The sequence below is a fragment of the Rhizobacter sp. genome, from assembly GCA_021153565.1.
Classification (GTDB): Bacteria; Pseudomonadota; Gammaproteobacteria; order Burkholderiales; family Burkholderiaceae_C; genus Albitalea.
Map to the genome: position 1 here is coordinate 1 of JAJKJU010000144.1, position 11,876 is coordinate 11,876.

At 62.3% G+C, this 11,876-nt stretch carries 13 protein-coding genes; 4 read left to right on the plus strand and 9 right to left on the minus strand.

The features are described from left to right. Both AC30NL_RS08665 and AC30NL_RS08670 read right to left on the minus strand, forming a co-directional pair. Positions 1–473, minus strand: a 473-nt coding sequence (locus AC30NL_RS08665) for a thiolase family protein (RefSeq protein WP_489463599.1), incomplete at its 3' end; no start/stop codon positions are given. Positions 474–518: 45 nt separating this feature from the next. Continuing rightward, complete coding sequence (locus AC30NL_RS08670) at positions 519–2,210, minus strand: PHA/PHB synthase family protein (protein WP_489463610.1); 1,692 nt, start codon at positions 2,208–2,210, stop codon at positions 519–521. A 193-nt stretch (positions 2,211–2,403) separates the two neighbouring features. Between AC30NL_RS08670 and AC30NL_RS08675 the strand changes: the two genes are divergently transcribed. Then, a complete protein-coding gene (locus tag AC30NL_RS08675) occupies positions 2,404–2,652 on the plus strand; it encodes a hypothetical protein (RefSeq protein WP_489463600.1) in 249 nt (82 codons plus the stop codon). A gap of 59 nt (positions 2,653–2,711) precedes the next feature. Here AC30NL_RS08675 and pgeF read toward each other — a convergent pair whose 3' ends face one another. The 3 genes from pgeF to AC30NL_RS08690 are packed head-to-tail and all read right to left on the minus strand — an operon-like array spanning position 2,712 to position 4,804. After that, positions 2,712–3,458 (minus strand): peptidoglycan editing factor PgeF, encoded by a 747-nt coding sequence (gene pgeF, locus AC30NL_RS08680; protein ID WP_489463601.1) that lies wholly within the window; start codon positions 3,456–3,458, stop codon positions 2,712–2,714. Then, a complete protein-coding gene (gene maiA / locus AC30NL_RS08685) occupies positions 3,448–4,086 on the minus strand; it encodes a maleylacetoacetate isomerase (RefSeq protein ID WP_489463611.1) in 639 nt (212 codons plus the stop codon). Before maiA ends, pgeF begins: the two co-directional genes overlap by 11 nt. Before the next feature lie 10 nt (positions 4,087–4,096). Further along, entirely contained in the window at positions 4,097–4,804 is a 708-nt protein-coding gene (locus tag AC30NL_RS08690; protein WP_489463602.1) for a fumarylacetoacetate hydrolase family protein, read from the minus strand. Between the two features lie 81 nt (positions 4,805–4,885). On the opposite strand from AC30NL_RS08690, the gene AC30NL_RS08695 reads away from it, so the two are divergent. From AC30NL_RS08695 to AC30NL_RS08705, 3 genes are read left to right on the plus strand one after another with little or no spacing between them, the layout of a single operon-like run. Continuing rightward, positions 4,886–5,431, plus strand: coding sequence for an NUDIX hydrolase (locus AC30NL_RS08695; protein ID WP_489463603.1), 546 nt, complete (start codon positions 4,886–4,888; stop codon positions 5,429–5,431). 2 nt (positions 5,432–5,433) lie between these two features. Further along, complete coding sequence (locus AC30NL_RS08700; protein ID WP_489463604.1) at positions 5,434–7,644, plus strand: type I secretion system permease/ATPase; 2,211 nt, start codon at positions 5,434–5,436, stop codon at positions 7,642–7,644. Positions 7,645–7,678: 34 nt separating this feature from the next. Then, positions 7,679–9,172: an HlyD family type I secretion periplasmic adaptor subunit gene (locus tag AC30NL_RS08705; protein ID WP_489463605.1), complete on the plus strand. Its 1,494-nt coding sequence runs from the start codon at positions 7,679–7,681 to the stop codon at positions 9,170–9,172. A 215-nt stretch (positions 9,173–9,387) separates the two neighbouring features. On the opposite strand, the gene AC30NL_RS08710 is transcribed toward AC30NL_RS08705, so the two are convergent. The 4 genes from AC30NL_RS08710 to AC30NL_RS08725 form a co-directional block, all read right to left on the minus strand. Beyond that, positions 9,388–9,921, minus strand: coding sequence for a hypothetical protein (locus AC30NL_RS08710; RefSeq protein ID WP_489463606.1), 534 nt, complete (start codon positions 9,919–9,921; stop codon positions 9,388–9,390). 362 nt (positions 9,922–10,283) lie between these two features. Then, on the minus strand, positions 10,284–10,763 hold the full coding sequence (locus AC30NL_RS08715; protein WP_489463607.1) for a hypothetical protein: 480 nt from the start codon (positions 10,761–10,763) through the stop codon (positions 10,284–10,286). A 204-nt stretch (positions 10,764–10,967) separates the two neighbouring features. Further along, positions 10,968–11,285 carry an addiction module antidote protein gene (locus AC30NL_RS08720; protein WP_489463608.1) on the minus strand — a complete coding sequence of 106 codons (318 nt, stop codon included), beginning with the start codon at positions 11,283–11,285 and terminating at the stop codon, positions 10,968–10,970. 110 nt (positions 11,286–11,395) lie between these two features. Continuing rightward, on the minus strand, positions 11,396–11,581 hold the full coding sequence (locus AC30NL_RS08725) for a type II toxin-antitoxin system RelE/ParE family toxin (RefSeq protein ID WP_489463609.1): 186 nt from the start codon (positions 11,579–11,581) through the stop codon (positions 11,396–11,398). Positions 11,582–11,876: the final 295 nt, after the last annotated feature.

Consider the following 11,876-nt stretch of genomic DNA (forward strand, 5'->3'; position numbering starts at 1 on the left):
CCCATGTGGTACTGGTTGTAGACGTCCCACAGGCCGTCGGTGATCATCGTGTCGACCAGCTTCCAGTCGCCCATGCGCTGGCCGTCGCGCGAATTCGGCAGGACGTGCGGCGACATGCTCATGCTTTCCTGGCCACCAGCGATGATGATTTCGGAGTCGCCGTCGCGAATGGCCTGCGCGGCCAACATCACTGCCTTCAGGCCCGAGCCGCAGACCTTGTTGATGGTCATCGCCGGCACGCCGCTGGGCAACCCGGCCTTGATCACTGCCTGGCGGGCGGGGTTCTGACCCACGCCGGCCGTCAACACCTGGCCAAGGATCACCTCATTGATCTGCTCGCCGCTCAACTTGGCTCGCTTGAGCAGGTCGGTAATTACTGCAGCACCCAGTTCCGACGCTGCCGTCTTGGCCAGGGTACCTCCAAACTTGCCCACTGCGGTCCGTGCGGCGGCAACGATCACGATATCGGTCATGTCAGTCTCCAAGATTCAAGAACGAGAGATGAAAACGAAGGGCTATCAGGCCTTTTGCTTGACGTAGCGCCCGGGTGCGGGTTCGATGGTTTTGTATTGCCGGTTGCCCGGTGTCTTGGGCGCTGCAATTTGTTTGCCGGCATGGCTCTTGAGCCACTCGGCCCAGTCGGGCCACCAGCTGCCCTGGTGCTCACCTGCCTTGTCGAACCAGGCGTCGGCCTTGGATGGCAGGGCGGTGCTGATCCAGTGGCTGCGTTTCTTCTTGGCAGGCGGGTTGATCACGCCGGCGATGTGCCCGGATGCCCCCAGCACAAAGCGCTTCTTGCCCGTGAGCACCTGCGTATTGCGGTAGGCGGCATCCCAGGGAACGATGTGGTCTTCCTTCGAGGCATAGATGTAGGCCGGCGTATCAACCAGACGCAGGTCGAGCGCCTCGCCGCACACCGTGAGCTTGCCCGGTTCGATGAGGTTGTTCTCGAGGTAGGTATTGCGCAGATACCAGCAGAACATGGGGCCCGGCAGGTTGGTGCTGTCGCTGTTCCAGTACAGCAGGTCAAAGGGCGGCGGCGTTTCGCCCTTGAGGTAGTTTCCGACCACGTAGTTCCACACCAGGTCATTCGGGCGCAGGAAGCTGAAAGTCGATGCGAGTTCGCTCCCCTTGAGCAAGCCGCCCTCGTTCGGGCTCGCAGCCCCGATGGTCATCTCGCGCATTTGCACGGCGGCCTCGTCGATGAAGAGATCGAGCACGCCGGTCTCTTCGAAATCGAGGAAGGTAGTCAACAGCGTCATGCTGGCCGCGGGCTTTTCTCCACGGGCCGCCAGCACCGCAAGCGCGGTCGCAAGGATGGTGCCGCCGATGCAAAAGCCCAGCGTGTTCATCGTGTCCGAGCCGGCGATGTCCTGCACCACGCGCATCGCACGAATGGGGCCTTCCTCGATGTAGTCGTCCCAGCTGAGCTGTTGCATGCTGTCGTCGGCATTGCGCCAGCTCATGACGAAGAGGCGATGTCCCTGCTCCACCGTGTAGCGGATGAGCGAGTTCTCCGGCTGCAGGTCGAGGATGTAGAACTTGTTGATGCAAGGCGGCACGAAGAGCATCGGCTTTTCGTGCACCTTGGCGGTCAATGGCTTGTATTCGATGAGTTGGAACAGCTCGTTCTCGAACACCACCGTCCCTTCGGTCGTCGCAACATTGCGACCCACTTCAAAGACGCTTTCGTCCGTCTGCGAGACATGGCCTTGCTGGATGTCCTTGAGAAGGTGCTGCAGACCCTGGGCGATGCTTTCGCCCTTGGTTTCGAGCGCCTTGCGCTGGGCCTCGGGGTTGAGTGCGAGGTAGTTGCTGGGGGAAGCCGCTTCGATCCACTGTTGCACGGCGAAGCGAATGCGCTGCCTGGTCTTCTCATCGCCCTCGACCTGTTCGGCCAATTGCAGCAGGGTGCGCGCGTTCAGCAGGTACATCTGCGCCATGTAGGCGGCGCCGGGGTTATCGATCCAGTCTTGCGCGGCAAAGCGGCGGTCGCCGATGTTCGCCGTTGACTTGGACTCATTCTTCGCAGGGGCCTGCAGGCGCTGGAGCGACTGGTTCCAGAGGTCGGTGGCCTGCCGCAGGTATTCGGACTGGACCTGGCTCACGGCGGGGAGCGGAAGGCTCAGGCCGGACATGGATTTCAAGATGTCGCCAACGTTCGAGCCGAATGCGCGCGCGGATTCGTCAAATTCGGGGAATGAGCCCATGGCGGCGTCGGCCTGGGCTGCTGTCTCATTGCTGCTCACTCGTCTGCTCGCTTCTTCAGAGTCGGAATGTGATGTGATTCACGTTGTACGCCGGTTCATGGAACTGTTGACGACCCGGTTGAAGATGTCGAGTCGGCGGCGGTGTCGTGATCCAGAATTTTTCATATTGTAATTTTGCTTTTCACAATTTGGCATGTATCTCGTAGCGATCGCATGGGTATACGTGGTGTTGATGATGGCCGTCGCCGAGGCGACGAGCTCCAACGGCACCGTTTTGGGCGCGTTGTTCACCTTCTTGCTGTACGGGGTATTGCCGCTGTCGATCGTCATGTACCTCATGCGAACACCGCACCGAAGACGTGTGCAGCGGGCCTGGGAGGCAAAGGAAGAGGCGCAACAGCCTGAAGAGGCGGCTGCCAAGAAAGAAGATTCGCCCGGGTGAAACCCGGGTTCGGGTGTTCGCGAAGGCAGATCCCGAATTTCATCCGGGCCACGGCCGGACTACTGCAGCCAGACGACGGCGACCATCCGCCCCGTCGTTCTATCGCGGCGATATGAGAAGAACCTGGCCGGGTCGTCGGCCGTGCACCAATGCCCGCCACTGATCGATGCCACGCCAAGTCGGGCGAGGCGGTCGCGGGCCAGTCCGGGCAGATCGGCCATCCATTTGCCATCAGCGTGCACTCGGAACCAAGGTGAGCCCTTCACCGGATCCACCTGGAAAGCCTCGAGGACATCAGTGCCCACTTCGAAGTGCCTCGGGCCGATGCACGCGCCCAGCCATGTCTGTACCTGGCCTGCTTGACACCCAGCCGCTTCACACACCGCCTTCACCGTGGCTTCAAGCACGCCGCCAGCCAAGCCCCGCCAGCCCGCGTGCGCTGCACCCACCGCGCCCGGCGCTGCAAACAGCACCGGCAGACAATCGGCCACCTGCGCAGCGCAGGCGATGCCATGTTTGGTCGTGACGCTTGCATCCGCCGCGTGGATTGGCGCCCCAGACTTCAGATCTGCAGCCGTGAGGCGCACGACAGTCGTGCCATGCACCTGATTCAAATACACCGGCGTCACGCCCATGGCCTCGGCCAGCAGGCGCTGGTTGTCGTGCACCGCCTGCGGATCGTCGCCGATCCCGACACGGATGTTCATGCTGTCGAAAGGCGGCTGGCTGAAGCCGCCGCGGCGCGTGGTCATCACCGCGCCGACACCTCGCGCGTGCCAGTCGGGAATGAGCCAATCAGGATGCATCAGGGCAGGCGGAAGGCTGTGCGCTGATGAAGGCCTCATGCTTCATGCACTCGTCGTGGATACGCATGACCGTCGGCACATGATCGAGGCGGCAGTCCATGCGCTGCGCGTTGAAGATCTGCGGCACAAGAACGCACTCGGCAAGCGTGGGTGCGTCGCCATGGCAGAAACGGCCGGTGTCCTTGCTGCTGGCCAACTGCCGCTCCACCGTGTCGAGTCCCGTCTCGACCCAATGCCGGTACCAGCGGCTCTTGTCGTCGTCGCTGATCTTCATCTCATGAACAAGATAGCGCAGCACACGCAAATTGTTGATCGGGTGAATCTCGCAAGCGATGTCGAGCGCAAGGCCGCGAATGCGCGCCCGGGCGAAGGCGTCGCCTGGCAAGAGACGCGGCTCAGGATGCGTTTCTTCGAGGTATTCGATGATCGCGAGCGACTGGGCCAAAACGTGATCGTCATCCTTGAGAAGCGGCACGAGCTTTGCCGCCGCGATGTCGGAAAAAGGCGGGTTGAGCTGCTCGTTCTTGAGCAGGTGCACGGGAACGTAGTCGTAGCTCAGACCCTTCAGGGCCAGCGCGATACGGACCCGGTAAGAAGCGGACGAGCGGAAATAGTTGTAGAGCTGCAAAGCCACGGCATCAGCCTCCGATGATGTTGAGTTCCAGACTGCCGACGCCATCGATGCGGGCGCTCAGCGTGTCTCCTGCGACCACGGCGGCAACACCTTCCGGCGTCCCCGTGAATATCAAATCCCCTGGCGCCAGCTCCCACGCCTGCGACATCTGCTCGATGATCTCGGGAATGCTCCAGATCAGCTTGCCGATGGTGCTTGTCTGCCGCACCTCGCCATTGACCCTGAGTTCAATGCGGGTGTCGGGACTGACGCTGCAATTCGCCACCGACACCACGGCCCCGATGGGTGCGGCCTCGTCGAAGCCCTTGCCGATGCACCACGGCCTGCCCTGCTTCTTCATGTCGTTCTGCAAGTCGCGACGCGTCATGTCGAGCCCGACCGCATAGCCCCACACATGCTCCATGGCCGAGGCCGCCGGGATGTCGCGGCCGCCCTTGCCGATCGCCACCACCAGCTCGACCTCGTGATGCAGGCTCTTCGTGAGGCTCGGGTAGTGCATTGCGCCCACCTGGCCTTCGACGACGGGCAGCACCGCATCGGCTGGCTTCATGAAGAAGAACGGCGTCTCGCGGCCGGTGTGGCCCATCTCGATGGCGTGGTCGACATAGTTGCGGCCGACACAGTAGATGCGGTGAACGGGGAACTCATCGCCGGCCGAGCCGCCCTTGACGGGGACCGATGCGACGCGGGGAATGGGAATGACATATGCCATGAACGAACAAAGCCTCCAGAATGCTCGCGAGATGATGCCATGCCAGTGTTGGCAACTTGCTTGCGCGGCTAAACTGGGGCGATGTTCGAAGCACGCAGCATCAAGTACTGCAAGGTCTGTGGCGGCGAGGCGCCCTACGGCATACCTCTCGACGACAACCGCGAACGCGCGATCTGCAAGGTCTGCGGCACCATCCACTACGAGAACCCTATCAATGTGGTGGGCACGGTTCCGATCTGGAACGACAAGGTGCTCCTTTGCCGCCGCAACATCGAGCCGCGATACGGCTTGTGGACGCTGCCGGCTGGCTTCATGGAACTTGGCGAGACCAGCGCCGAAGGGGCCGTTCGCGAAACGGTGGAGGAAGCCGGCGCGCGCGTCGACCTGCTCGGGCTCTTCACGGTCATCAACGTCGTTCACGTAGCACAGGTTCATTTCTTCTACCGTGCCGAATTGCGCGACACAGACTTCGCACCGGGCCCCGAGACCATCGAGGCCCGCCTGTTTCTCGAAGACGAGATTCCCTGGGACCAACTCGCGTTCCGTACTGTGAGAGAAACACTCACACGTTACTTCGACGATCGACGCCGCGGTCAGTACGAAGTCCACTGCGCCGACATCTACTGACCATGACCAATCCAAGCGCAAGCGCAAGCACACCCACCACCACCTCGGGAACCGTGCAGCGTTTGCGAGAGGATCTGATCCATCCCGATCCGTTGCTCGACTGCCTGATCGAGGTCTGCCGGCTGCATGGGAAGACGGCCTCTCGCGCGTCGCTGTCGGCCGGGCTGCCGCTGGATACCGAGAATGGCGGGCGGCTGACGCTCGACCTTGCAGAGCGCGCCGCGGCCAGGGTGGGCATGTCGGTCAAGCTTCAGCGCACGGCACTCGAGCGCATCGACAACGCGGTGCTGCCCACGATCCTCGTCCTCAAGGACAACAAGGCCTGCGTATTGCTCGGGTGGGACAAAGACGGAAGCGTTGCCCTTCAGGCGCGAGTGCTGCTGCCTGAAACCGGCCAGGGGTCGGTCACGCTCGCCCATGACGACCTGGCGCAACGCTATGCCGGTGTCGCGATCTTCGTCCGCCCGCATTTCCGTTTCGACGCGCGTACGCCGGAAGTTCGCAAGCCTGCGGCTCGTCACTGGTTCTGGAGTGCCATCCTCACGCAGCGCTTCGTGTACCGGGACGTGCTGTGGGCGGCACTGCTGATCAACGTCTTCGCCCTCGCCTTCCCGATGTTCTCGATGAACGTCTATGACCGCGTGGTGCCCAACAACGCGGTGGAGACGCTCTGGGCCTTGTCGATCGGCGTGCTGCTGATCCTCGGCGCCGATCTCTTCATGCGGCTGTTGCGCAGCCATTTCGTCGACGAGGCGAGTGCGCGCATCGACGTGCAGCTTTCGTCCACGCTGATGGAGAAGGTGTTGGGCATGCGGCTCGAACATCGACCCGAGTCGGTGGGCTCGTTCGCGTCGAACCTCCGCGGCTTCGAGCAGGTGCGCGACTTCATTGCATCGAGCACAGTCACGGCGCTGATCGACCTGCCCTTTGCGCTGCTCTTCGTGGTGGTGATGGCCTGGATCTCACCCTGGCTCACGGTGCCGGTCATCGTGGCGTTCGTCGTCATCCTGGTGATGGGCTATGTGCTGCAGCACCGGCTGCACGAGCTGTCCGAGACGACTTACAAGGCAAGTGCGCTGCGCAATGCGACGCTGATCGAAAGCCTGACCGCCATCGAGACCATCAAGTCCCAGGGGGCCGAGGGCGTCATCCAGGCCAGATGGGAGCGGACCAACGAGTTCTTGTCCACGACCAACGTCAAGACGCGCGCGCTGACCTCGGCGGCCAACTACACGACGAGCTCGATCGCGCAACTGGTCACGGTCACGATGATCCTGATCGGCGTGTACCTGATCGGCCAGAAGGAGCTGACCATGGGCGCGTTGATCGCGGCGAACATGCTGTCGTCTCGCGCCCTGTCGCCCGCGGGGCAGATCGTCGGACTGCTGCTGCAGTACCAGAGCGCGCGCACTGCGCTGGACTCGCTCAACAAGATCATGGACAAGCCGGTCGAACGCCCGCCCGGCGAGACCTTCATCCAACGGCCGCAATTGCGCGGCGACATCGAGTTTCGCAACGTCAAATTCAGCTACCCGAACCGGCGGGATTCGGCCCTGGAGGGCATGAGCTTCAAGATAGCGGCGGGTGAACGCGTCGCGCTGATCGGCCGCGTGGGTTCGGGCAAGTCGACCATCCAGCGGCTCATCATGGGTCTTTATCAACCCACCGACGGCGCCGTTCTGCTCGACGGCATCGACCTGCGGCAACTCGACCCTGCCGACGTGCGCCGCAACACCGCCCACGTGTCGCAGGACGTCACGCTCTTCTACGGCACGCTGCGCGAGAACATCGCCTTCGGCTTGCCGTATGCGGACGACTCCGCCATTGTGGCCGCGGCCGAAGTCGCGGGCATGACCGACTTCGTGAACCACCATCCGCGCGGCTTCGACATGACTGTGGGAGAACGCGGCGAGTCGCTCTCGGGCGGGCAGCGGCAAAGCGTCGGCCTGGCGCGCGCTGTTCTGCACAACGCGCCGCTGCTGCTGCTCGACGAACCCACGAGCGCGATGGACTTTTCGACCGAAGCGCAGATCACCGCGCGCATGAACAGCTTCGTGCAGAACAAGACCGTGGTCCTCGTGACGCACCGCACCTCGATGCTCGCGATGGTGACCCGCGTGATCGTGATCGACGGCGGCAAGATCGTGGCCGACGGGCCGCGCGACCGCATCATGGAAGCCCTGGCGAGCGGGCGCATTGCGCGCGCCGCATGAGAGGCACAGAGGCTCAGAGGCTGAGGACAACCGCATGAACGAGAACAAGGCGAACCTGCTGGCGGGGTCGGGAGCCTCGCCCGAAGGCGCCACGAACAAGCGCTTGATCCGCGCAGGCCAAGTCGTTCTGCTCGTGCTCGAGCCCATCCGGATCGCGATCGAGCCACTCACCAAGCGCATCTTCGGCCCCGATGCACAACAGATGCCGGCCGGCAGAACCGGCTTTCGCAACTTCGAACAAGAGGCCGATGTCGTCATGTCGCGCGACAAGACGCATCGCGCGCAGAAGATCGTCCGCGCCGCCGTGGTCGTGCTGCTGATGATGATCGTGTGGGCGTCTCTGGCGCACGTCGAAGAGGTCACACGCGGCGACGGAAAGGTCATTCCGTCCAAGCAGCTCCAGGTGGTGCAGTCGCTCGACGGCGGCATCGTCACTGAAATTCTCGTGCGCGAGGGCGAAGTCGTCGAAGCCGGCCAGCGGCTCTTGAAGATCGACGAGACGCGTGCCAGTTCTGGCGTGCGCGAAAGCGCCGCGCAGGGCTTTGCACTGCAGGCGCGACAGGCCCGGCTGCGCGCGATCGCCGAAGGGGCGGCGTTCAAGCCTCCCGCGGTGCGCGACAACAACCAGGAAGAAATGCGCACAGTGGAAGAAGAGCGGCGCCTGTATGAAATGCGCATGTCAGAGTTGCGCACCATGCTCGCCATCAACGAACAGCAACTGCAGCAGCGGCAGCAGGAATTGAGCGAGATGCGTTCTCGCAAGGCATCGGCCGAGAAGCAGGCCGAATTCGGCCAGCAGGAACTCGCCAAGACCAAGCCGCTGCTCGCCACCGGCGCCGTGTCGGAAGTCGACATCCTCCGCCTCGAACGCGACGTATCACGCGCCCGTGGCGAAGCAGAACAAGCCGGTGCGCAAATCGCGAGAGTGCAGGCCGCCATCGGCGAGGCGCAAAGAAAGATTCAGGAAACGGAACTCACCTTCCGCAACGATGCGCGCAAGGAACTGTCCGAAGTCATGGGCAAACTTAACGCACTCAACGAAGGCGCTGTAGCGCTGGCCGACCGTGTGGAAAAGGCCCAGGTAAAGAGTCCCGTGCGCGGCCGCGTGCAGCGGCTGCTGGCCAACACCGTGGGCGGCGTCGTGCAGCCGGGCAAAGACATCGTGGAGATTGTTCCGCTGGACGACAACCTCGTCCTCGAGGCCAAGGTGCAGCCCAAGGACATTGCCTTCATCCACCCCGGGCAGGACGCGACCGTGAAGTTCACGGCGTATGACTTCTCGATCTACGGGGGGTTAGCAGCGAAGGTGGAGAACATCAGCCACGACACCATCGTCGACGAGCGCGGCAACGCGTTCTACCTGGTGCGAGTGCGGACCACTCAATCGCAGTTCAACGACAACGCGAAGATGCCAATCATTCCGGGCATGACCGCGGAGGTGGACGTGCTGACGGGGAAGAAGACCGTCATGTCCTACTTGCTCAAGCCCATTCTCAAGGGCAAGGCGTATGCGCTGAGAGAGCGGTAGCAAGGCTTACGAGGCAAGAAGTCCGTTCGGGAGATCGTGCGGCTGACAAGCTTGTCGCGCAACAGGCCTACTGCTTGGTGACCCAAGGTCAGGAACAGACGTGGAGTCCGTCCTTCGTTTGCTGCGAGTGAGGCGGGCAGAACACGGACCCAAGGCGGGTCGCTCGCCGGTTCGGATTCATCGCGTCAGGTACGCGGTTCAATTGAGTGTTGGCGTCACGTCTTTCCGCGCTTGAGCAGTTCGTCAAGTCGTAGCGTCCGATATGGTTCAGTCCAGCGCTCCGGCCAGCACGCCGTTGAGCTACCCATGTTGAGGCCAGCGCGCATGATGAAGCCGCCGGGCGTGTGAAACGCCTTGACTCTGAGAAACGGTTCTCCGGTGACTGAGTCGACATACTCTGACACTTGCTCTTGGATCGGGAAGACGAATCCAACGAGATCCTGGGACCTTGAAGCATCTCGTGCAGCGATGACCTTTGCCGCGTTTGGATGTACCCAGACAACTGCTTCTGAAGCACACAGCCGTTGAAACTGCCACCTTCCGATGACTTCATCCGCGAAGTGCAATGCGGCTGCGCAAACGAATGCGATGCTGCCAACTACGCCGGACGCTGTGCGCAGCGGGAACCAGTTCGACGCCCGACGCGCAATCCACGCTGCGACGAACAACCAAACAGCAGCGATGCCTAGGACAAGGAGGCCGACCATGGAAGTCTTGTAACGTTTGAGCTGAGGGGCGCGCTGCGGCATGGCGCTTGGCCCGCGAGGCCGATGATAAGAACCGCGGCTTCGCGGGCCAAGCGCCATGCCGCAGCGCGTCCACTCGAGCGAAGGGTGTGCGCCAAGCATGGGCGCGAACTTATGGGGTGGAAGTCCCCTGTGGAGGTACCGGCCAGTCCTTGTGAACGTCCAAATCCACGTACAGGGTCGTGATAGATTGGTTCATGGCTCGTCTCCTCGCAAAGTCGCAACGACCCGACCGACCATCGGTCCGGTGAATTGGTGTGGCTCGGCACGCCCTCGGCGTGCAACCTACGGTGTTGCAGGGGACGGGCCGCCCGAGTTCACGAAGCCATCTTGTCTAGGCGTTTTAGCCGAAGCAATACGTACGGTCATTCGCCGCGGACCTCGAGTTGACCATCAGCATGGCGGACAACCTCGCGCCGCCACTGCGGTTCATCCATTCCGTCGTTGCTTTCGATTCCAAAGATCTCGACTTCACCCTCGACGGATGCCGGGCTTGAGCACCACCATGCGCCCTCGTACGGCGTATCACCGCGCTCGTGGTCATAGTAGATGGACACTTCCTCGCCCGTGGCGACAGAAACGGCCTTCAGCCACCGGAGAAACTCAAGGTTCCAGGTGCCGATGTACCCGGTGAACTCCGCCGAACCGAGGTCGCCTTCGAAGAGGATTGGCATTGCATTTGCGGAAGACCAGAGGGCGAAGTCTTCCTTCGAGATCGGATACTTCTCGCCGTATAGATCTTCGGCCAGCAGCAGCGACAGGACATCAATGCGAAGGTTCCCCTCATGGGAAACCGCCTCCGCAATAGCGGAGACCAGTGACGGGCATTCCTGCAAGGCTTTCACGGCCTGTCCCCTACGGGACACTGGAGTTCAGCAGATAGAGGCATCTTGTGCGGGTCGGTTTGATGCGAACGTTTGAGCTGAGCGGCGGACGCGGCATGGCGCCCTGGCCGCGAGGCGCAACATGTACCACAGCGCCTCGCGGCCAGGGCGCCATGCCGCCGTCCGCCGCTCGAGCGAAGGGTTCGACGTCACTCGCACCGTGGCTCAAGCCGGTTGAGCGTGTAGACGCACTCCGAGCGCCCGAGCGACCTTGAGCACCGTGGAGAAGCTCGGGTTGCCGCCTTCGCTAAGGGCTCGATACAAGCTCTCCCGGCTGAGCCCGGCTTCTTTAGCGACCTGGCTCATACCTTTGGCTCTTGCAATATCACCCAGCGCTCGGGCAATGCCGGACACATCGTCTGGTGCCTGCTCGAGCCAGGCATCGAGATAGGCTGCCATCTCTTCTGGCGTGCGTAGATGTTCCGCCACATCGTAGGCGGAGGCCTTCAGCTTTGTGGGCTTCCTGCGAGCAGTTGTGGCCATGGTCAATCTCCGTATGCCTTTGCGAGGCGAATGGCTTTGGCAATGTCTTTGGCCTGCGTAGACTTGTCGCCGCCGATGAGCAGAAGGAGCAAGTGGTCGCCGCGCTGCGCTTAGTACACGCGGTAGCCGGGACCTGCATCGACCTTCAGCTCTGACACGCCATGCGTCAAGTTGCGGTGCGAGCCTGGATTGCCGTGGATGAGCCGATCAACGCGCATCAAGATGCGAGCACGACCTGCCGGATCCTTGAGGTTGTCGATCCAGTCGCGATACTCGTGGGTCTTCTCAACGCGCATGCGTGTAGTGTAGCCCAAAGGCTACGACGCGCGGTGGGTGTTTGGTGACGTCGAATCGGGATAGGAAGGAACCTCACGGCCCCTCCCTCCCACACCACCGTGCATACGGGTCACGTACACGGCGGTTCGCTGCGTTAAATGCATGCGCGTCAGGCCTTGGCTGGCGCCAGTTCTGGCAGGCCCATTGCGCTGAGGAAACTCGTTGGCATCGCCACCGATAGTGCCGGGGTTTGCGAGATTCGCCATGGGCCATGAGCGCTCTTGCTGACGTTCCATGCTTCGCGCACGGACACGC